At 43.9% G+C, this 26,595-nt stretch carries 20 protein-coding genes; 15 read left to right on the top strand and 5 right to left on the bottom strand.

Going from position 1 to position 26,595, the window contains the following annotated elements; translation table 11 throughout:
* Nucleotides 1–3: 3 nt before the first annotated feature.
* From wecB to P398_RS0105545, 7 genes are all read left to right on the top strand, one after another.
* Nucleotides 4–1,128 carry a non-hydrolyzing UDP-N-acetylglucosamine 2-epimerase gene (wecB, locus tag P398_RS0105515; RefSeq protein ID WP_029334364.1) on the top strand — a complete coding sequence of 375 codons (1,125 nt, stop codon included), beginning with the start codon at nucleotides 4–6 and terminating at the stop codon, nucleotides 1,126–1,128.
* Nucleotide 1,129: 1 nt separating this feature from the next.
* Nucleotides 1,130–2,008 (top strand): glycosyltransferase family 2 protein, encoded by an 879-nt coding sequence (locus P398_RS0105520; protein ID WP_029334365.1) that lies wholly within the window; start codon nucleotides 1,130–1,132, stop codon nucleotides 2,006–2,008.
* Nucleotides 2,009–2,623: 615 nt separating this feature from the next.
* Nucleotides 2,624–3,559 (top strand): IS30 family transposase, encoded by a 936-nt coding sequence (locus P398_RS0105525; RefSeq protein WP_029334366.1) that lies wholly within the window; start codon nucleotides 2,624–2,626, stop codon nucleotides 3,557–3,559.
* Between the two features lie 73 nt (nucleotides 3,560–3,632).
* On the top strand, nucleotides 3,633–5,009 hold the full coding sequence (locus P398_RS0105530) for a hypothetical protein (RefSeq protein ID WP_029334367.1): 1,377 nt from the start codon (nucleotides 3,633–3,635) through the stop codon (nucleotides 5,007–5,009).
* Nucleotides 5,006–6,421 (top strand): lipopolysaccharide biosynthesis protein, encoded by a 1,416-nt coding sequence (locus P398_RS0105535; RefSeq protein ID WP_029334368.1) that lies wholly within the window; start codon nucleotides 5,006–5,008, stop codon nucleotides 6,419–6,421. The genes P398_RS0105530 and P398_RS0105535 overlap by 4 nt, the downstream gene beginning before the upstream one ends.
* Nucleotides 6,422–6,437: 16 nt before the next feature.
* Nucleotides 6,438–7,724, top strand: coding sequence for a glycosyltransferase family protein (locus P398_RS0105540; protein ID WP_029334369.1), 1,287 nt, complete (start codon nucleotides 6,438–6,440; stop codon nucleotides 7,722–7,724).
* A gap of 137 nt (nucleotides 7,725–7,861) precedes the next feature.
* A complete protein-coding gene (locus P398_RS0105545) occupies nucleotides 7,862–9,028 on the top strand; it encodes a nucleotide sugar dehydrogenase (RefSeq protein ID WP_029334370.1) in 1,167 nt (388 codons plus the stop codon).
* A 149-nt stretch (nucleotides 9,029–9,177) separates the two neighbouring features.
* Here P398_RS0105545 and P398_RS16345 read toward each other — a convergent pair whose 3' ends face one another.
* Both P398_RS16345 and P398_RS0105555 read right to left on the bottom strand, forming a co-directional pair.
* Nucleotides 9,178–10,053, bottom strand: a complete 876-nt coding sequence (locus P398_RS16345; protein WP_029334371.1) for a tyrosine-type recombinase/integrase — start codon at nucleotides 10,051–10,053, stop codon at nucleotides 9,178–9,180.
* Nucleotides 10,054–10,058: 5 nt separating this feature from the next.
* Complete coding sequence (locus P398_RS0105555; RefSeq protein WP_029334372.1) at nucleotides 10,059–10,511, bottom strand: sigma factor; 453 nt, start codon at nucleotides 10,509–10,511, stop codon at nucleotides 10,059–10,061.
* Between the two features lie 368 nt (nucleotides 10,512–10,879).
* Here P398_RS0105555 and P398_RS0105560 point away from each other — a divergent pair, with 368 nt between their 5' ends.
* A complete protein-coding gene (locus P398_RS0105560) occupies nucleotides 10,880–11,755 on the top strand; it encodes an NAD-dependent epimerase/dehydratase family protein (RefSeq protein WP_029334373.1) in 876 nt (291 codons plus the stop codon).
* A 94-nt stretch (nucleotides 11,756–11,849) separates the two neighbouring features.
* On the opposite strand, the gene P398_RS16785 is transcribed toward P398_RS0105560, so the two are convergent.
* Nucleotides 11,850–12,635: a hypothetical protein gene (locus tag P398_RS16785; RefSeq protein WP_235263308.1), complete on the bottom strand. Its 786-nt coding sequence runs from the start codon at nucleotides 12,633–12,635 to the stop codon at nucleotides 11,850–11,852.
* Nucleotides 12,636–12,910: 275 nt separating this feature from the next.
* Here P398_RS16785 and P398_RS0105575 point away from each other — a divergent pair.
* Nucleotides 12,911–14,031 (top strand): IS3 family transposase gene (locus tag P398_RS0105575; protein ID WP_115336678.1). Its coding sequence is split into 2 segments (ribosomal slippage): nucleotides 12,911–13,160 and nucleotides 13,160–14,031, totalling 1,122 coding nucleotides; the frame shifts between segments, so codons are not numbered across the junction.
* On the opposite strand, the gene P398_RS16790 is transcribed toward P398_RS0105575, so the two are convergent.
* Complete coding sequence (locus tag P398_RS16790) at nucleotides 13,958–15,079, bottom strand: hypothetical protein (protein WP_147287394.1); 1,122 nt, start codon at nucleotides 15,077–15,079, stop codon at nucleotides 13,958–13,960. The two genes, P398_RS0105575 and P398_RS16790, sit on opposite strands and share 74 nt — an antisense overlap.
* Before the next feature lie 20 nt (nucleotides 15,080–15,099).
* Nucleotides 15,100–17,037 carry an AAA family ATPase gene (locus P398_RS0105580; protein WP_029334377.1) on the bottom strand — a complete coding sequence of 646 codons (1,938 nt, stop codon included), beginning with the start codon at nucleotides 17,035–17,037 and terminating at the stop codon, nucleotides 15,100–15,102.
* A gap of 266 nt (nucleotides 17,038–17,303) precedes the next feature.
* Between P398_RS0105580 and P398_RS0105585 the strand changes: the two genes are divergently transcribed.
* The 6 genes from P398_RS0105585 (at nucleotide 17,304) to P398_RS0105610 (ending at nucleotide 26,556) form a co-directional block, all read left to right on the top strand.
* Nucleotides 17,304–18,266: an aldose epimerase family protein gene (locus P398_RS0105585; protein WP_034798922.1), complete on the top strand. Its 963-nt coding sequence runs from the start codon at nucleotides 17,304–17,306 to the stop codon at nucleotides 18,264–18,266.
* A gap of 196 nt (nucleotides 18,267–18,462) precedes the next feature.
* On the top strand, nucleotides 18,463–18,876 hold the full coding sequence (locus P398_RS0105590) for a PLP-dependent aminotransferase family protein (RefSeq protein ID WP_051638872.1): 414 nt from the start codon (nucleotides 18,463–18,465) through the stop codon (nucleotides 18,874–18,876).
* The gene (locus P398_RS0105595; protein ID WP_029334380.1) at nucleotides 18,873–19,658 is read left to right on the top strand and encodes an ImmA/IrrE family metallo-endopeptidase; all 786 of its coding nucleotides are present in this window, start codon (nucleotides 18,873–18,875) and stop codon (nucleotides 19,656–19,658) included. Before P398_RS0105590 ends, P398_RS0105595 begins: the two co-directional genes overlap by 4 nt.
* Complete coding sequence (locus P398_RS0105600) at nucleotides 19,651–20,544, top strand: hypothetical protein (RefSeq protein ID WP_029334381.1); 894 nt, start codon at nucleotides 19,651–19,653, stop codon at nucleotides 20,542–20,544. Before P398_RS0105595 ends, P398_RS0105600 begins: the two co-directional genes overlap by 8 nt.
* A gap of 222 nt (nucleotides 20,545–20,766) precedes the next feature.
* On the top strand, nucleotides 20,767–21,951 hold the full coding sequence (locus tag P398_RS16350; protein ID WP_051638873.1) for a transglutaminase domain-containing protein: 1,185 nt from the start codon (nucleotides 20,767–20,769) through the stop codon (nucleotides 21,949–21,951).
* Between the two features lie 207 nt (nucleotides 21,952–22,158).
* The gene (locus tag P398_RS0105610; RefSeq protein ID WP_160151231.1) at nucleotides 22,159–26,556 is read left to right on the top strand and encodes an Ig-like domain-containing protein; all 4,398 of its coding nucleotides are present in this window, start codon (nucleotides 22,159–22,161) and stop codon (nucleotides 26,554–26,556) included.
* The last annotated feature ends 39 nt before the right edge of the window (nucleotides 26,557–26,595 follow it).

Genomic DNA, 26,595 nt, shown 5'->3' on the forward strand with positions numbered 1-26,595 from the left:
TTAATGAAGAAATTAAAAGTTATGACGATTGTTGGAACGAGACCAGAAATTATTCGATTATCTGCTACAATCAATCGTTTAGAAAAATCAGAAGCTATTGAACATATTTTGGTACATACAGGACAGAACTATGATTATGAATTGAATGAAGTGTTTTTTGAAGACTTTAATCTTAGAAAACCAGATTACTTTTTGAATGCTGCTACTGGAACAGCTACAGAAACGATTGGGCACATTTTGATTGCAATTGATCCTATATTAGAGAAAGAACAGCCGGAGGCTGTTCTGATTCTTGGCGATACTAACAGTTGTCTTTGTGCAATCGCTGCAAAGAAACGTAAAATCCCAATTTTTCATATGGAAGCTGGTAATCGTTGCTTCGATCAACGAGTACCCGAAGAAACAAATAGGAAGATTGTAGACCATGTTGCTGATATTAATCTTACGTATAGCAGTATTGCTAGAGAATATCTGTTAAGGGAAGGATTACCTGCTGATCAAATTATTAAAACTGGTAGTCCTATGTATGAAGTACTCGAATCTAAACGAAGTGAGATCGAGAAATCTAATGTGCTATCAAACTTGAAATTAAAAAAGAATATGTATTTTTTAGTTTCTGCACATCGAGAAGAAAATATTGCAATTGAAGATAACTTCTTAAATTTAGTAAACTCATTGAATGTTATTGCAGAGAAATACGATCTTCCAATTATTTTAAGTACTCATCCAAGAACAAGAAAAATGATTGAAGAAAAAAATGTTGTATTTCATAAGAAAATTAAAATGTTGAAGCCGCTAGGTTTTATTGAGTACAACAATCTTCAAATCAATGCAAAAGTAGTGCTAAGCGATAGTGGTACTATAAGTGAGGAATCTTCGATTTTAGGTTTTAAAGCTCTTAATATTAGACAATCTCATGAAAGACCAGAGGCTATGGAAGAAGCTTCAGTTATATTGGCAGGATTAGAACAAGATAGAATCTTACAAGGAATTGAAATTATTGAATGTAAGAAGGCAGATAAATTAAAAATGGTTAAAGACTATAGTATGTCAAATGTATCTGAAAAAGTTCTTAGAATAATTTTGTCGTATACAGATTATATTAACAGAAATGTTTGGAGGAAATAAGGTGAAGAAAGAACCCTTAGTAAGTGTTGTAATACCATTTTATTCGAATGTAAAATGGCTTAAAGAGGCGTTGGAGAGCGTTCAAGACCAAACATACAAAAATATTGAAGTAATATTAGTGGATGATGGATCTAAAGAGAATACAAGCCATATTTTGAGCTTATATCGTTTTAATTCGCTGTTAGTTAATAAAAAAAATGGAGGACCAGCTTCTGCTAGAAACTTGGGGATTGAAGTAGCTAAAGGAAAATACATTGCTTTTTTAGATTCAGATGATTTATGGCTTTCAAACAAATTAACTTGTCAAATAGAAGAAATGGAGAAGGGAAATTTAAAATGGAGTCAACACTCGTATGAAATGTTCTGGGAGAAGAGTAAAAAATCTAAAGAAATAAACACAGAAATTTATCAAGGAGATGTATATAAAGACTGTTTCATATCTTTTAGAATACAAACGTCCTGCGTTGTGGTATTGAGAGATTTATTAATTGGTGAAAATATTCGCTTTCCTATTGAAAAAAGATACGGGCAGGATGGATTTTTTTATATGCAGATTGCAAAATTACATCCTATAGGATTTATAAATGGGATACATTCTAAGTTTAGAATTAGAGGCAAGAATGCAGGATTCAGAGCGAAAGTCCAATTAAACTCAAGGGCGGAGATATGGAATGAAATAAAAACTAATCAAAAATTGTTGTCAATATTACCCCCGAGTGTTATTCGAGCGTATAAATTATCTTATTCACTTAATAGATTGACAAAATATTTAAATAAGAACTTTATGAAGTCAGAAAAAATCGCAGAGTTATTTTCAAAAATAATGTACTTTTTGCCCTATACTATATTTAGAATTCATAGAAGAAAATTTATTAATTGAATGTATAATAACCTCCAAAAAATACTGGGAGTAATAAAAGTGAGTCGATAATTTAAGAATAGGGTCTTGTTTAAGGATAGCGTAGCCTAAATTTCTAATATGAAGCTGGGTACAAATATAAGCGTTGTGTTAAGAGGAAAATCGTCTACTTCTTGATACATAAATTGATTCTTAACGGCTTATCCTTAAATGTCTTTCGACGCTGATTTGTATACTTATATTTTTAAATACATCACTCAGATTAGCATCTCAATAACAACAAAATCTCTAATCTTAAATTTTAAAAGTTAGATAATTGAACCTTTTCTTGTATTTGCTAAACTAAAGGATGCATAGATTATGTCTAATTTAAAACCAGTACAAGAGATTTTTTCTTGGAGAGTTATGTATTGGTTCATGTAAAATATTAACAATGATTTTACCTAGTATCTTATTTTAAGTAATATAAAAAAGTAATGAGTTAATATAATATGATAATTAGAAATAAAATAAATAATTCTTTACGATGAATTATAAAATTAAGTGCAACACCTGAACGTGAACGCAAAAAAGCCCATAGCGACGGCCTCGTGTAGAATGAAGTTACCACACAAACATTCAGACGGAGGAATCGCTATGAGCTACACCCATCTTACCACAGCCGAACGCGTGAAAATAGAGACCTATCTGGGGCTCGGGATGTCCATCCGGTCCATCGCGAGACGGCTCGGGCGACAGCCCTCGACCGTCTCGCGGGAGATCAGACGGAACCCCGGCTATACGGCCGAACGCGCACAGGAGCGCTACGCCAAGGCGAAGGGAAACTACGGCGCCAAGACGAAGCTCGACGACATGATGCGCCGGACGATCATCGAGAAGCTGCGGGCGACCTGGTCCCCGGAACAGATCGTGGGTCGTCTCTTCGACGGGAAAATCGCCTTCTCGACCATCTATCGTTGGATCTATTCGGGGCTGATCGACGTGCCGGTGACCGTGCTCCGCCAAAAGGGCAAGCGCCAGAAACCGATGGAGACACGTGGTCGGTTCAACATCGGTCTGTCCATCGCCAAACGTCCGAGAGAGGTGCGCACACGCGAGACATTCGGCCACTGGGAGCTCGACACCGTCGTCTCCGGACGAGGGAAATCGAGGGCCTGCGTCGCGACGTTCGTCGAGCGGAAGAGCCGGTTCTACCTCGCGCTGCCGATCGCGGACCGCAGCGCGGCCTCGATGGAGGAGGCGATCCACACGGTCCACGCCGCCTTCCCAGCGGGCACGTTCAAGACGGCGACGACGGACCGGGGCAAGGAGTTCAGCTGTCACGAGCGCGTCCGGGCGACACTAGGCGTGCCGATGTATTTCGCCGACCCGTACTCGTCGTGGCAGCGCGGCAGCAACGAGAACGCCAACGGCCTCCTGCGCGAGTTCTTCCCGAAAGGATCGGACTTCGCGACGGTCGGCCAAGGAGAGGTCGTGGACGCGCTCGCCAAGATCAACGGGCGGCCGAGGAAATGTCTCGGCTGGAAGACCGCACACGAGGCCTTCACGGAGGAAGTGTTGCGCTTAATTTGACAAACCGTCTTACTAAAAAACATAAAAGCATTTTATAAGTTTATTCTATTAACTAAGGAGCCAAATGTGATACATGGAAGTAGTGGATAACAAAACAAGTAAAAAAATATTATTTTTACCTATAAGAATTGTATTATTTTATTTTCTTTTTATAGCATTGTTATATATTTTTGGTCCATTTGAATGGAGAACTGAAAATGAAGTAAGACTATTTTTGTTTTTATTTTTCGCTCATTTGCTTTTGTATGTAGGATACACAACTACAATATCAAGTATGTACAGACAGGATACACAACCTGTAAATCAGAAAATTAAAACCAATCAATATAAAGTTAATCATTTACAAGTAGTGAATTATCTTAAAGTATTTATAATCATAAATTTTATCATGACATTATTTATGATGATTAGAACGACGGGGCTAAATTCTTTTTCTATAGAATTAATTTTAAATAATTTGGTAAGTAGTTTAAATGATCCTGGGAAACAATATTATTCGAAATTCGAAAATCAAATTACTTTCGGTGGGAATATATTAGCACCTATTTATACATTAACTTCACCTTTGCTATGGCCAGTAATACCATTATCATTAATATATTTCAAAAAAATTGGTTTTACAAATAAACTTCTAGTTATTTTGACAATAGTTTTTGAAATCTCGAGATGGTTATCTCTAGGTACAAACAAAGGCATAATCGACTTAATTCTAATTCTAGTAAGCATTACTATGTTAAAGAAATGGCAGCAGGAAAAAAAGGATTCAACATCTAATTTTAAGAAAAATATTGTTATAGGGATTATTGTTGGCTTTGTTATAGTTACCGGTTTGAAAATATTCGAAAATAATATTTCATCAAGAGTAGACGAAAGTTATATTATAATTTCTCAAACATCTGGCTATACTGAAATTAACCTAGAAGCCCCGCTGATGAGGATATTACCAGATAGTTTGAATTCACTACTAGTTTATTCTACAGGATATTTAACACAAGGATATTATGGGTTGTCATTATCTTTAAACGAAATGTTTATTCCCATGTTCGGTGTTGGAAGTTCGCCATTTTTAATAGAAAATCTTGAAGAATTATTCAAGGTTAATTTATCACAATATACTTATCAAGAAAGGATTGCATACAAAGGTTGGGATCCCTTGGTTAATTGGCACAGTATTTATGTTTCTTTTGCGAATGATGTTTCCTTTATAGGTGTACTATTTGTAATGTTTTTACTAGGAAAGTATTTTGCTGTTGTCTTTTATAAAAGCTTAATATACAAAGATCCAATTACTTCGGTACTATTTTCTTTATTAGTAATTTGTTTTTTCTATTTTCCTCTCAATAATCAAGTTTTTGCTACTCCTGGTATGTATATGGCTTTTTGGGGGTTAAATATTTTATGGGTTCTAAAGTCAAGAATAACTATCTCATCAAGGAGAATATATAGATGAGGAATAGTAATTTATCTACTGCAGTGAGAAAAAATTTTAAAATGGTTTTTTCTACTCAACTTTTAGTATTAGTATTTGGTTTGATAACCTCGTTGATTCTTCCTGGCATAATGTCTGTTGAAGATTTTGGATATTGGCAAATATATTTACTGTACTCTTCTTATTTAGGGATTTTTGCTCTTGGATTTAATGACGGTATTTATCTACGATACGGAAGTTATAATTACTATGATTTACCTCACAAGCAAATAAGAACTGCAATTCGTATTCATATATTTGTGCTATGTTTATTTTCAATAATAATTTTAGGAGGGACTTTTTTAGTAGATGATGTAAAAAAACAATTTATATTTCGGTTTATAGGTTTAAGTATATTGATATTTGGCATAAATGGTGTTTTTATTCATATACTTCAAATAACGAATCAAATGAAGAAATATAGCTTTTTTTCAATTTTATCTAAGATTATAATGTTGGTAGTTATTCTGATAAGTTTTTTAACTCAAAAGACTAATTTTGAAATTTTAGTGATTGGTGACTTTGTTTCTAAAGTTATTGTTATTACAGGTATGATTGTTTATAATAAAGAACTTTGGATTGGTGAGAATTCTCGTATTTTAGATGCTCTTAAAGAGTATACTGTTAATGTTTCTGTAGGGATAAAGTTGATGTTAGCACAACTTATGGGGATGCTAGTTATTGGTTTAAGTAGATTTTTTGTGGAGTGGCTAGAAGATGTTAATGAATATGCATATTATTCTTTCGGTATAACGGTTACAAATCTAGTAATAATTTTTATTACTTCAATCAGTTTACTTTTATATCCTAGTTTGTCAAGAATTGATGCTAATTATTATCCGAAATATTACGAAAAAATTAATGAGTTACTACGTTTTTTCAATATTTTGATTCCTTTAATTTATTATATATCCATCTTATTGATTCCATTCCTCTTCCCTGACTATAATTCAGTATTAATGTATTTAAATATATTGTTTTGCATAATTATATTGCAAGCGAAAATGTTGCTATTAAATAACACTTTTTACAAAGTATTACGTAAAGAAAACTCAATGCTTAAAGAAAATTTAAACAGTGTCTTGTTATTTTTATTGCTGACGCCAGTACTTTACACTCTTGTAGGAGGAGTATCTAGTATAGCAATGAGTACTTTGTTAGTAATGGGCTGGAGAACTCTCGCATCAGAAATATATTTAAGAAAGATCATGAAAATTAAAAATAATAAAAGTGTAATGGCTGATTTTTCATTTATTATTTTTTTCATGTTTATAACAAATAATTTCAAAATTTATAATTCTCTGATTATATATATATGTTTTTTAATCTTAATTTTATACTTAAAACGAAAAATGATTATATTACTTTATAAAAATCTTGAAACTAAGTTCTAAAGGAGTATTTTCAAGTATGAAAAAAAAACATCTTGTTTTTGTTTTAGGAACATTCTATCCATCGCATTCTGCAAATGGATTATGTATACAAAAAATCATTCCAAGTTTAATAAAAAAATATAAAATCACGTTAATTTGTTTTAAAACTGAGAAACATTTACCTACAATTGAGGAGAAAGACGATTTAACAATTATTAGAATTGAAGACTGGGAAATGAAAAAAAGAAATAGCATTAAATACAATCTTCAGAATAATAATAATAATAAATTAGTCGATATATATAATCTAATGTTACTCAGAGCAATACAAATTCAAAAATATTTAAAAATGATTTTAGCAAAACAAACCATCAATAAGATAGTTGTTGAAAAATATATAAATGAACTTCGCAAAATAGAAACGCCAATTGATGTCTTAGTCCCAGTATGTTTCCCGTTTGAAAGTATTATAGCTACGTTAAAATATAAAAAAGCACACAATGAATCTGTAAAAGTTATACCTTATTTATTTGATAAATATAGCGCTAGTGAAACAGCACATAGAAATGTTTGGAACAAAAAAATAAAAATGAATAATCATTTAAAATTAGAAAAAAAAATGTTAGAAAAGAGTAATTATATATTGTGTTCAATGGACTGGGAACCACATTTCAAACAATATTTTATGGAGTATATGGATAAAGTCGAAGTTACTGATATACCAGTTCTTGTTCCTCTCATAAGTCAAGCTTCAATCAATTATGATAACGATAAAATCAATTTTGCTTACACAGGGGCTCTAAACAAAAAAAATCGGAACCCTAAGTATACATTGGAGATTATATCGAGATGTATGGAAAAAGAGCCAGAATGTATATTCCACATCTATACTAGTGGAGATTGTGACTCCATAATTCATCATTATTCAAAAATGAAACCGGGTCAAATAATTAATCATGGAAGTGTCCCGGTCGAGGTAGCGCATAGTGCTATTAAAAATGCAGATTTTTTGATTTCGGTAGGAAACAAAGACATAACTCAAACTCCTAGTAAGATATACGAGTATATGGCGAGTGGAAAGCCGATAGTACATTTCTATCAAAGTATAGAAGATCCCGTGATTAGCATATTGGCACAGTATTCTAAATCATGTTGCGTCAAGCAGAGTGAAATGCACTCAAAAGAAAATATAAAAACTATTGTAGAATTTATAACTATTAATTATAATACACCGGTGATTCCGTTTGAGGAGGTAAAGAAACAATTTTTTAAAGCAACACCTGAATATTCGAGCGAAATACTAAATAGAGCCATAAATATATAAGATATATCGAGAGATTTTACTTATTTTGAAATATAATATAAAAATAATTACCTAAAAATTAACTCGGTATGAAAAATCTGAAAGTGTTTGCTTCTATTATTTTGATACTTGATTTTTAAATTAGGGAGTGAAACAGCATTAAAATTACTATTGTAGGTACAGGTTATGTTGGTCTTTCAATGGCTGTACTGTTGTCACAATACAGTGAAGTCGTTGCTCTCGATATTATGCAAGAAAAAGTCGACATGATTAATGCGAAACAGTCTCCAATCGTTGACGCGGAAATTGAAGACTTCTTACAGAATAAAGAATTGAATTTATTCGCCACGACAGATAATTTAACAGCATTTAAAGATGCAGAATATGTTGTCATCGCCACACCAACGGACTACGATCCGGTACGTAACTACTTCAACACACGCACGGTTGAGAGCGTCATCGCAACGGTGCTCGCAATTAATCCAGATGCCATCATGGTCATCAAATCGACCGTACCAGTTGGATATACAGATGAAGTCAAAGCAAAATTCGATACTGAAAACATCATCTTCTCACCAGAATTCTTGCGTGAAGGTCAAGCGTTGCATGATAACCTTTATCCATCACGTATCGTTGTCGGTGAGCAGTCAGAGCGAGCTGAAGTGTTCGCGAACTTGTTAAAAGATGCTGCGATTAAAGAGGACATCGAAGTCTTGTTGACTGACTCGACAGAAGCAGAAGCCATCAAACTCTTCTCAAACACGTATTTAGCGATGCGTGTTGCGTTCTTTAACGAGCTCGATACGTACGCGGAAGTGCGTGGTCTCGATTCGAAACAGATCATTGAAGGTGTCGGACTCGATCCGCGCATCGGTTCTCACTATAACAATCCATCATTTGGTTATGGCGGGTACTGCTTACCAAAAGATACGAAGCAGCTCCTGGCCAACTATGAAGATGTACCGAACAATATCATCGGGGCAATCGTTGACGCGAACCGCACACGGAAAGACTTCGTTGCAGAGTCGATTTTGAAACAAAATCCGAAGCGTGTCGGCGTCTATCGTCTAACGATGAAGACGGATTCGGATAACTTCCGTGCCTCATCTATTCAAGGAATTATGAAGCGCATTAAGGCGAAAGGTGTCGAAGTCGTCATCTATGAGCCGGTTCTAAAAGAAGAATCGTTTTACAACTCACCGGTCATCAATGACTTTGAGACGTTTAAAGAGACCGCTGATATCATCGTCACAAACCGCTTACATCCAGAACTTGAAGATGTAGCGGATAAGGTTTATACGCGCGATTTATATAGTCGGGACTAAGAAGCGAGATGGTACATTCACTAGTACCATCTTCTTTTAAAATGAATAGGTATAGTTAACTATTTTATAGAAAATGGATAGAATGTGTTTATATAAAGCGTTGGGACGGACAACATTCAACTAAATTCTGTCCGTCCCAATTCTATTCGTTATGGCTTTTGATTCAATCCGTCAATCAACTGACGCGTTCGCTCGCGTGACACATGAAGGTAACGCTCAGTCGTGCTAATCGACTTGTGTCCGAGTAGCTCGGCGACGCCGACGATGTCTTTCTTCTGCTCGTACAACGTCGTCGCGAAGCTATGGCGCAACATATGGCTCGTCAGGTTCAGGCCAAACTGTTCGGCCGCGATTTCTTTCAGGTCTTTGTTCACGAAGCCCGGCTGGACGACGCGCCCGCTCGGCATCAAGAAGATGTTGTTCGAGTTTCCGGCCTTCGGACGCCGGACGTCGATATACAGCTTCAACTCTTTCGTGAGCCGCTGCGTCATCGGCACGACGCGTGTCTTGCCGCCCTTGCCTTTCATAACGGTGAGTAGGCGCTCTTCAAAGTTGATGTGATTGAGCTCCAAGTTCAAAATCTCGCTGATTCGTAGTCCGGCATCGCCCCCGACGAGATAAATCGTATAGAGCGTATAGTTTTTGGCGTGATACAATACAACATCCAATTGGTCGCGGCTGATGATCGTCGGTGGTTCGGTGACGCCTTCCCGCGTGATGATTCGGCTGAACGGGTTCTGCTCCATCCAACGCTGCTCGACGGCGAACGTGAACAGCCCACGGACACGCATGATATACGACCGGATTGTATTGTCGGCTTTCCCGCTCAACTGCTTCTTGTATGGAATCGCATAGTCCCTCTCGGTGATGTCCTGGATGTAGATGGCACCGCGTTCGGTCGCATACCGGGCAAAGCTCCGTAACGTGTTTCGTGTGCTCTTCAACGTCGTCGCAGGGTACTCCTTTCGTTCTGTCATATCTTGCAAGTACAAGTCGATCGCTTCGTTCAATAATACTCGTTTCATCCCATTCACTCCTTCAAGTTGATTGCCTCTCGCAGTTCCCGTTGGACGTCGGCCTTATATGCCCGCAACCGGCTCGCGGAATATGGCAGCGTCTGCTCGGTCCCGTCAATCAAGTGGCAGAGGAGCTCGAAATGGCGTGGTGACAGCAACACCCGTTGTTCATCGAGCCAGTCGAAGAGACGACGCTCGGACGTCATGCATTGTTCCGGAATGCGTTCGGCCGCGACTTCATGCTTCAAGTGTCGGGCGTTCTTCTGTTGGTGGTTGAGGATGGCGCCCCGTATCCGTTGGAAGCAGTACGTCTTCGATAACGTGCAGCCGCGGTTCAAAGCCTCCCATAGCGCGATTCGTGCGATTTGGGCGCAGTCTTCTTGTTCGTTCGGGTGGATGTGGAGATGGCGGATCACGTAATGGATCATCGGTTCCCATTCAACGATTTGATCATCAATCGGATTCATGTGGCAATTCTTTTCCGAGCGCTCTGTTGATTTTCCTAGGTTAATTTGAGTATAGTCATCGATATTCAAATTTTGGGTGTTGCTGTACGTACGCCTCTCGGCTCCATCTATCAATTGTAAGCCGATATCTCAAACAAGCCCCGGGCTTATGTGCGATAAAGGCGCTGTTCCATGTCGAATATCGATGAATATTTAAAGGGACAACGGGTTGCGTTCGTGAGGGAGTCTCATCGTGGGGAACTTACTTGCAATCACCCCAGGATAGTACGCCATGAAATGACGGATTATGGTAAAATCAAAACAACGAGAGACAACTGCTTCATGCCTTCGGCTGGAACGGTTGTATTTTTTTATGAGGAGGCAGGACGTTGAGACAAGTATTAATCACAGGAGCCAACAGTTATGTCGGCAATGCGTTCAAACAATGGATTGAGGCAAACTATGCGGACGACATTCAAGTCGATACGGTCGGGATGAAGAACGGGGAATGGAAAGAGAAGTCGTTCGTTGGGTATGACGTGATCCTCCATGCGGCCGGGATCGCGCACGTCTCGACGGATAAAAGTATGGAAGACTTGTACTATAAAGTGAACACCGATTTGACGGCCGAGGTCGCGGCGAAGGCGAAGCGAGACGGGGTGTGCCAGTTCATCTTCCTGAGCAGCATGATCGTCTACGGGGACGCCTCGAACGCCCAAATGATCACAAAAGACACGGAACCGAAGCCGACGAGCTTCTACGGAAACAGTAAGCTCCAAGCCGAGAAGAAGCTTGAACAGCTCGCGGACGAGAATTTCCTCGTCGCGAACGTCCGTCCGCCGATGATTTACGGCAAAGGCTCGAAAGGGAACTACATCAAACTCGCCGGGCTCGCGCGGAAAGTGCCGCTTTTCCCGGACTATCCGAACCGTCGCAGCATGATTCACGTCGACAACCTATCAGAATTCTTGACGCTCCTCATCCTGCACGAAGACAACGGCACGTTCCATCCGCAAAACGCCGACTACGTCTGCACGTCCGAGCTCGTCAAGACGATCGGTTCGGTCCACGGCAACCAAGTCCGGACGACGGGGCTCTTCAACGGGGTCATCGGCACACTCGTCGACAAGAACGTGACGATGAACAAGCTGTTCGGCGACTTCGCCTATGCGAAGGAGTTGTCTGCGTATCCGCATGACTATCATGTAAGGGACTTCTTTGACAGTATCGTCCAAACAGAAAGGCACGAACCTTCCTCGAAATGAGGAGTGTTCGTGCCTTTTTTAGTTCTCGTATTGTATCTAGTCAGGTTGAGTGTGCATATCCGTCATCTAGCAATCAGCTGAAAGCTTTACCACTTCAAAATGAATGGTGTTGTGAGGAGTGAGTCGACACTTCTTCTCCTAATAGATTGGCCCGATAGAGTGTCCCATGAAAACTTCTGTCACACACAGGACAATGAACGTCCCAATTGTTGGCGACCTGTTGATTGTAGTTGCCATGAGCATACTTCAATAAGCGGATTGCCTTTAAATGAATCGGATGGTCTCGTTTAAATTCATTTTTACATGTGTTATTGACCCAAACTTCCTGACACTTACAAACATAAGTCACTTTATAACCTTCATCGATGCCTTCGGTCACCGTGCCGCAAGATGGACAATACTGATACTCGCCACTATAGTAATGAATCAACCGTTTGATGTAGGTTGCAAGGTGGGTCGTCTGTCCCGGTGCGATGTTGAATTGAGCGTAACGATGTGGGATATGATCACGATTTTTAATGTTCCAATGGTGTACGTCTCGGCAGGAATAGCTATGCACGAGTGTCGCACTCGTAATCTCATGCGCTGTGCCTTTGAAGTCATCGAAGTATCGCTTGCAAGACCGTTCAAGATCTGAAGCAAGTCGTTGGTGAAACTCTGGTTGCCCATACGGTTTATATTTGGCATCGAGCGTATGACGATGATTCGTCCCGTCGCTATGGCTTCGAAACGAGATGAAAAAGTCGGGTCGCCGATTCTCCCCTCCGCTTGATTGAAGAGTCGGTTCATAGGCAATCGTAAGCGCATCTTTTGTTTGCGGATGAGACAAGGTCAGTTTGAATCCTCGCAATTGATGCCGTGCTTGATACCATCGATACATCTGCTCAGTGATTGGCTCTGACGGCATAAACTGCAGACGTATGCATCCCGCATAGAGTTGTAACAATGTCCATATCTCGAAGAGGAGTGGAGACTTCATCAATGATTCGATAAAGTGCTGTTTCTCAATGGTGATTTGCGGGGTCGTCGAGAGGATTGCCTCGAAACATTCGAATATCTCTTTATAGCGAGGTTGGATGGGCTACACTCAATTGGACATAAATGAAGAGGTCGATTAGACTGAAACAAATTATGAACATGAGGAGAACATCAAACATGACAAAGAGAGCGCACCGCGTTTACACAGATGAATTCAAAGAACAGGTCGTCCAGCTCTATCTTAACGGGAAGCCGAGGATCGATATCGTTCGCGAGTACGATTTGACACCATCAGCACTGGGACGTTGGATCAACCAGAGCCGTGCGACCGGTTCGTTCAAGGCAGAGGACAACCTGAGCGACGAGGCCCGTGAACTCCGTGACCTGCGCAAGCAAGTGAGGCAACTCGAGATGGAGAATGACATTTTAAAGCAAGCCACGCTGATCATAGGACGAAAGTAACTGTCATCAAGAACAATATGCACAAATACTCGGTATCAGCAATGTGTAAAGTCCTGAAACTGTCAAGAAGTACCTTCTACTACGAATCCAAGAGGCGACCGGCGGTCGACGACGTGACCGGTGATGTCATCGAGATCTTCCGTCGCAGTCGTGACAATTATGGGACGCGCAAGATCAAGGTCGAGCTACAGCGTCTAGGGAAGCGTGTGTCACGCCGACGCATCGGACGCATCATGAATGAGCAGGGACTCGTGTCCTCCTACACCGTCGCACAATTCAAACCGAAACGAAGCAATCCTAACGAGTCCACGGTGAAAAACGAGCTGAATCGTGAGTTCCGTCAGGAAAAGGAACTGTCGGTCATCGTGAGTGATTTGACGTACGTCAGGGTCCAAAACAAATGGAACTATGTATGTGTATTTGTCGATCTGTTCAATCGGGAAATCATCGGACATAGCGTCGGCGAACGCAAGGATGCGGACCTGGTGGCCCGGGCGATCGCAACAATTCCAGCTGATCTCCGTCGGGTAGGCATGTTTCACACCGACCGTGGGAGCGAATTCAACAACAAACTCGTGAGCGACACGTTGCGCAGCTTCGGGATCCGTCGTTCGCTCAGTGACAAGGGCTGTCCTTACGACAACGCAGTGTCAGAGGCAACGTACAAGGTCCTCAAAATCGAGTTCGTCAAGAAGCAGACTTTCCCGAATCTGACAGTTCTCGACCGTGAATTACGTGATTACATACATTGGTTCAATCACATCAGAATCCATGGGACATTAGGTTACCTGACACCGAAAGAATATAAAAAAAGAGACCTCTTAAAAAATGTCTAGTTAAGTGTTGACAATCCAGTTCATGCAAAAATAGATGTGTCCCTTTGATTTCTTCGGGAGTCACATTGAATAGCTGTTCCTCCTCTAGAAATAACGATATTGATTGTTTCATCCCCTTTAGGAGCTTGATTCTTTCTTCGGATCTTGCTAGCAGTGCCGCTACTGTCTTCGTTTTTTCCCGCATGATGAAAAAAAGTCCAGATTGTCTTTGATTAGGCTGAAAAGCGTTGTCATTACGGGCATCTTTTTCAGACTGAAGCATTTTCATGCGACTAACTTCGACCTCATAAAGTTGCTTTAAATAGGCATACGTTACCTCGAGCATCGTCCGAATCATTCGATGTTCGATTAGGTCGTGAGATGAATCGACAGACTCTACTTTGATTTTAGGCTGACCGGCTGAAGTTTGAGCGGAAAGGATCGTTCGGGCAGTCCACTGTGTGACATTGTCTCGCTGTACCTTGGTCGGGACTCGAACAAGTAATTCTGAAGGAGCAGCACTGACGTCATTCAAGGCGTCAGTGAAACGCTGAATCAAGCCGGTCAATTGGTCTACTGAAACATGGTGAGACGCTGAGTATTTGCTTACGCCATTCGATTCGTGTGGTTTCAAGTGAAATGCTGACATCAAGTCACGGACCTCTGCTTGCATACATTCGTATTGCTCAAGTGACAGTGTTGATGGGGTGACTATCAGTGTCTCGGTCGTGATTAGGCGGTCGCTTGTATCATATGCTTCGATGGTGAATTGACCACAGACATTGAGACCGATTTCTTGATCGGCAGGCTGCATATACCATAAGCCTTCGTCATTATAGGAACGGATGAAATTAACATCTTCTTGTCCTTTTAGTTTAATCGCATGTACATCTTTTGCTTCGACTCCGATTCTAAGGAACTCACCATTCTTTTTCGAGTATTCAGTAAAGTGGTACCGCCCCTGAGATTTTAAAAGCGGTTGGATTTTTTTGACTGAATGTTGGGTCGAGTTGAGGAGCGATACACTTGTGATCACTACGTCAGTAAATTGAATTTCAAATAATCTCATCGTACTCCCGCTTTCTTTACTTAATCAAAAAACTTGATGTATCGATTTGATTGAAGCATTACATTTGCACGTGTTGCACTTTCATGAAACCCTTTTGCGTACAGTTTGTCTATGAAAGATTTAAATGTCTCTAACGCTTCAGGGTGTTGGTTTATCGAGAAATGTATTCTAGGTAACAGTTTCGACATGATCAAATGATCGACGGTTTGTTTCGAGAAGGTAGGAGCGGCCTGTAAGTAAGTCGTGAGTTGTTTCTTTCCGCGTGCATTGATGCGAACATCAGGGATGGTATGAAACTCAGCAGAACATTCGATTATCCATTCGACATCGGGCTCGACTGCTTCAGGAGATAGACCTGGTGTCATAAAGCGGTAATGCTCATATTCGATTTTTCCAGTGAGAGTTGAAGCATCTAATTCAGTTTTTTCTTCAGTTGTAAGGGTCTGGTGAGTAAGTTCGATCACGAAACTTCGATCAATCACTTTTGGGCTGAGCGGTTTGACGGTGTGGTCCATATTAATGGTGCCGATAAATCTTACGTTATCAGGAATGACGATTTGATAGTGGTACTTGAGCAACTCTCTCGCATTGCGATATTGATTGATTTGTGTCGGAGTAGGATCTTCGATGCATTCAAAGTCGGATACGATTTCTTCAGCCTCGTCGTAATAGCGTTGTGGATAGAGCTGAATTGCTTTGTTCTGTTCCCTGCTGCTCAAAATCTCAGCAAAATAATATTCGACATGAGAGAGGTTCATTTCATCTAAACTGATTAAATGTAGACCGGTTGAAGCTTTGGCTTCCATGAGTTTTTCGAGGAACTCTGTGGGCACAAAACATTTTTCAATCGAGTTAAAATACCCAAACAAATCTTGTTTGTCCGTCCAGCTGGATTGCACCGAGATTGAGGAGGCTGTCGCATGTTGTAACGCATCCGCAAATGCGGTGACCAGACTAGACTTTCCGGTTCCAGAAGGACCGCTCAATATGATGAGCGCATTCGTTTGAAGTGCTCTTAAAAAGGAATCAATCACCGAAGGATGATAATACAACTTCTCGTCACGGTCACAATAAAATAGTTGTTGGATTGTATTTACGACCGTATCGGTATCCCATGGCAAGATTGGTTTATCGAGTTCGGAAGATTGAGTTGAATTAGGTTTTTTACGTAATTCTGAAATGATTGTGTACAATCGAAGTTCTCGGTCAGTTAATTGAGAAATTTCTTTTTGATGACGAATGTTCAGAGCGGTTTTTTCGGTTTGGTGAGTTTTTTCTAACTGATTAATCGCATGACTAAGGTCTTTTCTTTCTTTAGTAAGTAAATCTCGAAGTTCTGCATTTTCTCGTTGTAGAGCCTCTAACTGAAGCTGATCTTTTTGCACCTTTAAAATTTCGTCTTCAAAAAGTGATTTGCGATATTCTACTAATCTCGATAGTACTACCGATTCCAAATCGGTTCCAATTTTTTTTTCTGTGGCTACAGCTAAGGATTTGCCGCCAGCTGCAAGCAATAAATCTTCCAAAAGTAATTTCAAAGGAGTTAATTTCTTTGAAGTGATTTTTAGGAGTTGAAACATATGACGTTCGTGTGTTTCAAACGTATAAGAGCTTTCGTATAGTTCCCCCGTCCTAATCACTGAATCCTGGTGAACGAGCGCCGAGAGCTCCCAATCTTGATGAGGGAAAATTGGGGACTTGCAAGCTATTAATCCATTTTCGGTTGGTTCTAAAATATGAGCTTTGATTTGAATTTGCCCATGCTCTAAAGTTCTTTTGTCATTTATTCTGATTATAATCTTTGGTCCAAAGATGTTTGCGTGGGTTAATCGAGCATAAAACGCTTTTGTATGTTGTTTAGTGAGAGGCTGCTGTTTAAGTTCCTCAACGTAATCGTGATTAAGTTGAAGCCATTCGTGAAGGTTCGATACTGTTCGCTCGGTTCCTTGTATGTTCATAAAGTCACACAATCCTTCCTGTTTTTTAAAACTTATAAAGCGAGTAATAACCTTCTTAGATATTCATACGAGATAATCCTTTCTTTCTTTAAAGTGAATAAATAAATAATTTTATAAGAAATCGAATGGTTCTGTATGAATCATCGTCGAACTAGCATTGACATTGAATCCGTCACACGTTTTGTGTGGCGGGTTTTTTGGGTTAAAGAGCTTGCAGGCAGGGAAGTAATAGCGTAGTCCATACTCTAACAAAAGCGGGTGAGCGAGTGAAACAAGCGACGATTGAAAACGCGAACGGCATGCGCCTGTCGGCCATCGATTATGGCTGCGCCATGACCGAGTTGACGGCGCCGGACCGGGACGGGAACTATGAGTCCGTCATCTTGAAGTACGGTGACCCGAAACAATACTTAGAAAACCCGGTCTATCTGGGGTCCGTCGTCGGGCGCATCGCCGGACGGATCCGCAACGCCGAGATTGATGGGGTGGCCTTGACCCCAAGCGAGGACCCGCATCACATTCACGGCGGCGAGGAAGGCATCACGGCCCGGCACTGGGACATGGACGTCGACGGACAAGCGATCGTCTTCACGTACCTCAGTCCGGACGGGGAGGAAGGTTACCCGGGAAATGTCCGCTTCAAAGTCATGTATGAACTGACGGACGACGATGCGCTCGTCATCACGATGACGGCCGATACGGACGAACGGACGTGGGTCAACTTGAACCACCACAACTATTTCAACCTCGGCGGACGGCCGACGGTGCACGATCACGTGCTGACGCTGCCGGCCGATCACGCGGCCCGTTTGGATGAGGAGTCGTTGCCGACGGGGGAGTTGCTCGAGGTCGATGCGACACCGTTCGATTTTCGGGCTGGGAAAGAGGTCGGCGCGGCGATTACGTCCGAGGACGAGGCGATCGTGAAGGCTGGTGGTCTGGATCATCCGTTCCTGTTGAAGGAAGGGGTGACCCGATTGCACGACCCGGTGTCTGGGCGCGTCATGGAAGTCGAGACGAACCAGCCGGTCATGGTCGTCTATACGGCGAACTTCTTAAGTGAAGAGACGCCGGTGACGCTCGAGGGACGGCAAAAGCATAGTGCCATCTGTCTCGAAGCCCAAGCGTTCCCGGACGCGCCGAACCATCCGGGCGTGGCGACGTCAATCGAACTGAATCCGGGGGAGTTGTATTACTCGAGGACGGTTTACAAGTTTAGCGCAGAATGACAAGAGGAAGCCTCACTACGTGGAAAACGTCGTGAGGTTTTTTGCGTGGAATCACTATAGAAAAGTCTTGACCGATTTTAAATAGGGTAAACATATAGTATACTTTAAATAGATAAAACGAATATTCATGTGTTTAAAATGAGGATTAGTCATTTTTAGTATATTTTTATTAGACTTTTTGAAAGAGGTGAGTAGAGTGGAGCACGTCAAAACAATGACCATTGAAGAAGTGGTCGCTAGAAATGTGAAGTCTTACGTTCAGGCAATCGATAAGACGAATAAATGGGTGTACGAAAAAGCGGGCATGTCGAAACAAACGTATTATAATTTGTTGGCCGGAAAAGGAGAGGTCACTCGGAATGTTGAAAAGTTAAATCGCTTATTTCGCATTCAGGATCCGATGTATTTTTATCAAGCGGATTTCGTCCCGCCGTTGTCTGTTGAAGAAATTGAAAAGACGAGTAATTTACAGCAGTTGGCTGCTGCCAATTACCACGTCGGTTCGACCGGTTCGGAAGCGCGACAGTTGCAACACACCTTCAAAACACTGGACGAAGTCATTGATCTGCTCGATACGCTTCATACCGTCGCCGAGGTGAATGAACTGTGATCACAAAAGACAATCTCCTACAGGTCGTCGAGTCAAACCACCGACTGTTACCTGGCGTCTTAAGTAAGGTGGAAGAAACGAAAGAAACAAATTTGCTGTTTCGCTATAAGCCTGTGGAAATGATTAAACATTATTTGATGCAGGAAGCGAACGTTATTTTGTTCCCCAGCCCGTTCCCGAATTACGGTGGGATGGTGACGTATCGAAATCACCGATTTTATATTCATATTAATACAGCCCAACCTCGCGTATATGAAAACTTCGTCTGGGTGCATGAGTACTATCATTTCAAATATGAACAGTCAAAAATAAAAAATGCGGCGATTCAAACTTTTTTTGAAGACTCGGTGCTAAATGAGCATGAGAGGCAGGCGAACCTATTCGCGGCAGAACTGTTAGTGGATGGTCGACTGCTTCGTGATTTGTTTCAACAAATGACGCACACGTTACGACATCGTCCGCTAGTCGATTGGGTGCTTCATCTCATCCCTATTTTTGAAGTGCCATTCAAGGTGATTGTCATCAAGTTATTGCAGGACGGTTTGATTCAAGAAGAAGAGGCACTTAGTTTGATTGACTACGATTATCAGAAACAGTTGCCTGATGACTTTGATCATTCGATCTTGCAACCCACGTTAGTGATCAAGTTAGACGATTTAGATGAAATGTTGAAAGATCCTGCGATTACGTCTGGACTCCGGGAGAGTGACTTAGCGAGCATCAAAAATCGTGCCTCCACGCTCCAACAGCAAATACGCGAGGAGCGCGATCAGTATGACTGAACCTTGGTCTTTTGACAATCCAGTCTATGACGCGATTCGTTCCTATGTGACAACAGATTGGGGTTATCACGCAGACCACACCCTGTATGTGTTGGATAACATGTTGTTGACTAAATTGGCCACTGTAGCTAGAGATTGTCCAGACGAATTTGGAGTCATGGTTGATGCATTCACGAAAGAGCAGGCCATTTTATTCATACCTGACATCATCTTTGAAGAAAGCGCAAGGTCAGAGCAGACGACCTCTGAACAGTATGCGAGGTGGTATCGCGATTTATTTAATCAACTGGCCGGAGCATGTAAAATCGTGCGAGTCGATTTTCAAGCCGTCTATGACATCATGACGGAAGGGGCTGCGAGTCTGGACAAAGGTTTTGTTAAGTTTCGCCTCGTCACAAACGAGACGGTGCGCATGAACCCTGACTTGTCGGATCGAGTTGCTGCTGCAACGAGTGTTCATGGCATTAAAGAAGGAATTCATTCGTTTCAAAAAGACTGCGGCGAGCGTGTCATCCATTTACTCGTCTGCGCCTTGTTGTCAAATGGTGCGCAGTCTGTGACTGTGTTAAGCAATGAAGAGACAGGCGTGTTCAAAGTGCGCCAGATGCTTGCGAGAAATGAGCGTTTATTACAGCTCCTGTTCATACAAGATAAGTACGTGTTTTTAGATAGCTATCGCCTCTACTCATTTGACCGACTGCTTTCTCACGTCTTGTCCGATCAAAAAGTAGGGAACATCCTTGAATTTGTGAATGCAGTGCGGGATCCGCGGGACCAATCCCGTTACGTTAGAATGATATTTGGTGATGAAAGCGATCGAAGTCAGCTCGACAACGTTCAATTCACAGATATGATTGTGGACGGCAAAGCCAGAATCACCTTTTGAGACAAGACAAACGACAGACCATCACCCTGTGAAACGGGCGATGGTCTTTTTTAGACGTTGACGGTATACAGTTCATCCAATACGTCGGTCACGGTTGCGCTGAACGAGCGGATATTTGAGTCAGCAAGAAGTAAAGTAATTTGCAAAGAGGATATTTGAAGGAAATGAATTCGTTATATGGGTTATAATGGTAATCGTATAACGTATAGAAGGAGCTCATTCATGGGACACACATTCATTCCATTCATCCTCGTTTTGATTTCATTCACATTAACCTATTGGCTCTACCGGACGTTCATTCGTCAATGGACGATACAGCGTGCGTTACGACAAGAGTTACAACGGATAGACGCTTTGCTGCGCCGCCACGAACATAACCCGGCCAAGCAATTTGAATTACTTGATCCGGTCTATCGTTCCGTCCTCTTTCGTGTCCATCCAAAGTTGAAGATGGAACGTGGGAAGCTTGAGGAGTTTGTCAGTGAGGAATTGAACCGTTTGATTAAAAGCAAGCGATCTTCGCTCTGGTCTTCTGTGACGGTTTTCGGTCGTGGTATGTTGACGGTACTCATGTTAGGAATTGGTATGGCGAGCGGGTATGTCGCCTATACAGAGACCGATTTGACCGCGCGCTTTGGTCCGGTGGCAGTGGAGAGCGAGGCGATGCCGCTACTCGGTGAGACGTATGCGTTGCCGAGCCAGATCGCTTCACCCGAAGAACTTGGGATGGCACTCGCCTATCACATGAGCCGATTCGATGAAACGTTCAGTATCCGTTATATCGGGAAGACGAAAGACTTTGAGGAGACGATGGATGCCGCGTGGGACTGGCTCGAGGCGAACCACATCTACGTCTTCCGCTTGTCGCGGGGAGGGGAGAGTCAGTATCGGGATCACGGTGGCTATGTCGACCTCGACATGAAGTTGACGTACGACATGACGACAGAAGAGGCCCATCAGATCGCGGCCCGCGTCGAGCGCATCGTTCAAGAGATGCCGATCGGTCTGAACGACTTTGAGAAAGTGAAATACGTGAACGACTTCGTCGTGTTAAACACGGCGTATAACTTGGAAAGCGCAGCGAGCCCATACACGCCGTATTCGATATTATTCAATGGGGAAGGTGTCTGTGAAGGGTATGCGCTGACGACGTTGCTTCTATTAGAAGCGGCCGGTGTCGAGACGCGATATATTTCAGGAGAAGTCGAAACTGGTCTTCACGCGTGGAACCTCGTCAAGCTTGACGGGGAATGGTATCACTTGGACACGACGTGGAACGATCCGGTGCCGAACCAGCCGGGGAAAGTGGGGTACGACTACTTCTTAGTGTCCGATGCGACATTGCGAGCGGACCATACGTGGGAGGAAGGGAAGTATCCGGTGACGGCGATGGCGAACTATCAGTGAGGCAAGAGTGAAGCGATGGGGCTTCACTCTTTTTTTTGTTGCAATCATACACTCGTTTTTAAAAATAGGTCATTCCGTTTTTAAGAAACGTGCTATATTTTTATATGGGATTTATAGGATTAACATTCAAAAGTCTACATATATAGATAGGGAAGAGGGAAATTGATGAAGAAGTGGATAGCTCAACTCATTATCGTGATGTTGGTGATGAGTTCGTTTCAGATGACAGTTACGGCAGAGGAGGATGTGATTCCTCCTGAAATTTTAAGCTACACGATTGCGCCGGGCGAGTACACGGTCGGAGACACGGTGCCTGTTGAGGTCGTGGTGAAGGACAATGTCACCGAACAGAACCGGGTTTACCTTTATTTGAAGAAGCCGAAGAGTGGGAACTCGTTGAACGTCTGGCTGACATACGTCGGGGATGGTCGCTATCAAGGCGAGCTGATGATCACAGAGGGCATGGAGGCCGGTGTATACCATCTACACTACATTTCGGCGATAGATGACCAGGGGAATGCCTACACGTTATGGGGAGATGACAAGGGACAAAGCATCACTACGTTCGATACGAACGAAGATGTATCACCTCCAGAAATCTTGAGCTACACGATTGCGCCGGGCGAGTACACGGTTGGAGACACGGTGCCGGTTGAGGTCGTGGTGAAGGACAATGTCACCGAGCAGAACCGGGTTTACCTTTATTTGAAGAAGCCGAAGAGTGGGAACTCATTGAACGTCTGGTTGACGTACGTCGGGGACGGTCGCTATCAAGGCGAGCTGACGATCATGGAGGGCATGGAAGCCGGAGTGTACCATCTCCACTACATTTCGACGATAGATGATCAGGGGAATGCCTACACGTTATGGGGAGATGATAAGGGTCAAAGCATCACTATGTTCGATACGAACGAAGATGTATCACCTCCAGAAATCTTGAGCTACACGATTGCGCCGGGCGAGTACACGGTCGGAGACACGGTGCCTGTTGAGGTCGTGGTGAAGGACAATGTCACCGAACAGAACCGGGTTTACCTTTATCTGAAGAAGCCGAAGAGTGGGAACTCGTTGAACGTCTGGCTGACATACGTCGGGGACGATCGCTATCAAGGCGAGCTGATGATCACGGAGGGCATGGAAGCCGGAATGTATCAGCTCAACTACATTTCAGCGATAGATGACCAAGGGAATGCCTATACGTTGTGGGGAACAGACGATTATCACTTTTCATTCCGCTACCCCTCAACAGACACCGTAGCACCGACTTTCAATCGTCTTGAAGCGAACGATGTCGAACTCGACGAACATGACACGTCGTCCTTCACCGTCCACGCTACAGATGACTTGAAGCTGAAGTCGGCAGAGGCGGTGTTCGTGAACGGAGAGGAACGCATCACGCTCTCAAGTTCGCTCGTGACGCCTGAAGGTTTTCATTTCGACTTGAACCGCAGCGACTTCCCGGAAGGCGCAGGGAAATGGGCGTTACATACGCTTACGCTGACCGACTTGAATCAAAACACGACGACCGTGTCCGATGGGTTTGCCTTCACGGTGACGACGCTCCCGAAAATCGAACCGGTCAACGCCATCATCGTCAGCTCGGATGACTGGTGGAGCTACATGACCGTCAATCAAGACGTCTATATCATGCCGGGGGCCACGCTCATACTCGGGCAGAACACCATCTTGAACGGAAACGTCTATGTCGGCGGACGGCTTCGTCTGACGGGCGGTGTCCAAGCGAAGCGTGAGATCCGGGCCAGCAACTTCACGTTCGGCTACTATTATCCGTATCAAGACGGGATGGTGACGATGTCGGGCTCGAACTCGATTTCTTCGATGATTGCGACGAACAACCTGTACGGCACGCTCCCGTTCCGTTTGAGCGAGACGCCGGTGTTCGAAACGAACGGGACCGTCAACGTCTCCGGTTCATATGTACCGCTCGGGACACTTTTTGTGAACGGGGAAGTCATTCAAGCGAAAGCGAACGGCACGTTCCGACTCACCGTCCCGACACCGAGCGACAACATGCTTCGGTTCACGATGACCGACCAGTTCGGCAAGATCCATCGTTGGACGTACAAAGTCTACTCGCGTGACTTGCCGGTCGTCACGACGAATAAAAACAGTGGCATCTACTTGCAAGGCGAGACGGTCGAACTCACGACGACGAAACAAGCCACCATCTATGTTTCGAAGAACGATGCGTCGCCACAGCCTTACACCGATGCCATGATATTGGGTGATAGTGTGACGCTCACGGCTTATTCGGTCGATGAGGCCGAACTCACATCAGAAAGTGTGACACGACGTTATGAGGTGTTCCACGTCAACGATGTAACGAACCGTGACACGTCGATTCAAGGGAAGGCAGAACCTGGAACCGAGTTGACCGTAACGCTCGGGTCGTTGCCGGTTCAAACGACGGCGAAGCCAGACGGGACGTTCGTGTTTGAAGGGCTCGAGCTGAACGACGACACGTTCACGATTCAGGCGAAGCACGGGCTGTTCACGAGCGACGTATATACGAAACCGATTCGTGACGTTTTGCCGCCGGTCGTATCAGGCATCACCAATGGGGCATCCGTCGCTACGCCTGTGACGCTTTCGTTCAACGAAGGAACGGCGACGTTGAACGGAAAATCGTTTGGCTCAGGCGAGACAATCGATGAAGATGGAACGTATACACTTGTCGTTCGAGATACGAGTGGAAATGAGACGACTCGTCAGTTCACAATCGATCAAACGGCTCCGATCATTACCGGGGTGACCGACCGAGCATTGCTCAATCAAGCGGTCACGGTGACATTCAATGAAGGGACGGCCACGTTAAACGGGAAGCCGTTCGCGGGCGGGTCTGTCAATGTGGAAGGAACGCACGTCATCCGTGTCGTCGACCTCGTCGGCAACGCCACGCTTGTCACGTTCACGATCGATTTGACCGCACCTGTCCTCGAAGGGATTGACCAGACGTTCTATCAAGACGGCGTGACGCCGGTGTTCACAGAAGGCGTCGCGAAGTTGAACGGTCAACCGTTCACGTCCGGGACACGGATCACGGCAGAAGGGGCGTACACGCTTCGTTTGACGGATGCGGCCGGAAATGAGACGACACGTGAATTCACGATCGACCGGACACCGGTGACGGTGAACGGGGTGGCAGACGGATTGACGAAAGACGTCGTGACGCCAACATTCACCGAAGGAACGGCGACGCTGAACGGGAAGCCGTACACGTCCGGGATACCGATCACAGCAGACGGCGCCTACGCGCTCGTCGTGACGGATCAAGCTGGGAACACGACGACGCATACGTTCACGATCGACCGGACGGCACCGCTCGTCACAGGTGTGACGAACGGGACGTTCAATCAAGACATCACACCTGTGTTTGAAGAAACGGCGACGCTAAACGGACAAGCCTTCGCAAGTGGCACGATTGTCACGGAGGAAGGGACGTATGTGCTCGTCGTGACCGATCAGGCCGGAAACGCGACGGACATTCGTTTCACGATCGACCGGACGAAGGTTGAAGTGAGCGGCGTCGAAGACGGGAAGACATTCGTTCGTGCCACACCACGATTCAGCGAAGGAAAGGCCACGTTGAACGGAGTCCCGTTCACATCTGGCCAAACGATCACTAAAGACGGGAGCTATACGTTGCGCGTTGTCGATGAAGCTGGGAACGAGACGGTCGTCCGTTTCACGATTGATGCGACACCTCCTGTTTTAAACGGATTGACGAAAGGGAAGACGCATTACCGGGAAGTCGCGCCTCTCTTCACGGAAGGGGCGGCGACACTGAACGGGCAACCCTTTGTCTCAGGGACACGTATTTCCCGGGAAGGGGTGTACACGCTCCGTCTCGTCGATGCGATTGGAAACGAGACGGTCGAGACGTTCACGATTGACCGGACGCGACCTGTCGTGACAGGTGTCACTGCGAACCAGTTGACGAATCAGACCGTGACGATCCGTTTCAACGAAGGGACGGCGACGTTGAACGGCAAGGCGTTCCGTACGAACACACAAGTGAGCGCATCTGGTACATATGCGCTTCGCGTGACGGATGCAGCCGGAAACTATAGCTCGATTTCCTTCACGATTGACAAGGTCGGACCGACGAAGCCGACCATTCTCACGCTGACGAACAAATCGACACGGGTGACCGGGAAGACGGAAGCGGGTGCGACCGTCCTGGTCACGTATGACGGACGGACGTACACGACGAAGGCGAGTTCGACCGGGGTGTATGCCTATAACTTGAAGACGACGAAACCGGGTGCGACCGTTTCGGTCCGTGCGCGCGATGCGGCCGGGAACACTTCGAGTTTGACCTCGACGAAAGTACTCAACACGTTCTCATCATTCACAATCAATGCGGTCAAATCGACGCAGACGGTTGTGACCGGTAAAGGGAACCGGAACGCGACCGTTCAGGCGTTTGTCGGGACGAAAGCGATCAGCAAACCGGTGAAAGTCGATGCGAAAGGGAATTACCGATTGACGATCCCAAAACAAAAGACGGGGACCGTCATCACGGTGAACATGACCCAAACGGGATACGAAGCAATGAAGAAGACGAGTAAAGTCGTCCGATGAGAAAAAGCAGCCTCAGCCGAATTTCGGCCGAGGCTGCTT

The organism is Exiguobacterium aurantiacum DSM 6208 (assembly GCF_000702585.1).
In the GTDB taxonomy this organism is placed as follows: domain Bacteria; phylum Bacillota; class Bacilli; order Exiguobacteriales; family Exiguobacteriaceae; genus Exiguobacterium; species Exiguobacterium aurantiacum.

Coding starts and splice junctions, on each gene's coding strand:
- wecB (WP_029334364.1), top strand. CDS start 4: ATGAAGAAATTAAAAGTTATGACGATTGTTGGAACGAGACCAGAAATT.
- P398_RS0105525 (WP_029334366.1), top strand. CDS start 2,624: ATGAGCTACACCCATCTTACCACAGCCGAACGCGTGAAAATAGAGACC.
- P398_RS0105530 (WP_029334367.1), top strand. CDS start 3,633: ATGGAAGTAGTGGATAACAAAACAAGTAAAAAAATATTATTTTTACCT.
- P398_RS0105535 (WP_029334368.1), top strand. CDS start 5,006: ATGAGGAATAGTAATTTATCTACTGCAGTGAGAAAAAATTTTAAAATG.
- P398_RS0105540 (WP_029334369.1), top strand. CDS start 6,438: ATGAAAAAAAAACATCTTGTTTTTGTTTTAGGAACATTCTATCCATCG.
- P398_RS16345 (WP_029334371.1), bottom strand. CDS start 10,053: ATGAAACGAGTATTATTGAACGAAGCGATCGACTTGTACTTGCAAGAT.
- P398_RS0105555 (WP_029334372.1), bottom strand. CDS start 10,511: ATGAATCCGATTGATGATCAAATCGTTGAATGGGAACCGATGATCCAT.
- P398_RS16785 (WP_235263308.1), bottom strand. CDS start 12,635: ATGTATCGATGGTATCAAGCACGGCATCAATTGCGAGGATTCAAACTG.
- P398_RS16790 (WP_147287394.1), bottom strand. CDS start 15,079: ATGAGATTATTTGAAATTCAATTTACTGACGTAGTGATCACAAGTGTA.
- P398_RS0105580 (WP_029334377.1), bottom strand. CDS start 17,037: ATGAACATACAAGGAACCGAGCGAACAGTATCGAACCTTCACGAATGG.
- P398_RS0105600 (WP_029334381.1), top strand. CDS start 19,651: ATGACTGAACCTTGGTCTTTTGACAATCCAGTCTATGACGCGATTCGT.
- P398_RS16350 (WP_051638873.1), top strand. CDS start 20,767: ATGGGACACACATTCATTCCATTCATCCTCGTTTTGATTTCATTCACA.
- P398_RS0105610 (WP_160151231.1), top strand. CDS start 22,159: ATGAGTTCGTTTCAGATGACAGTTACGGCAGAGGAGGATGTGATTCCT.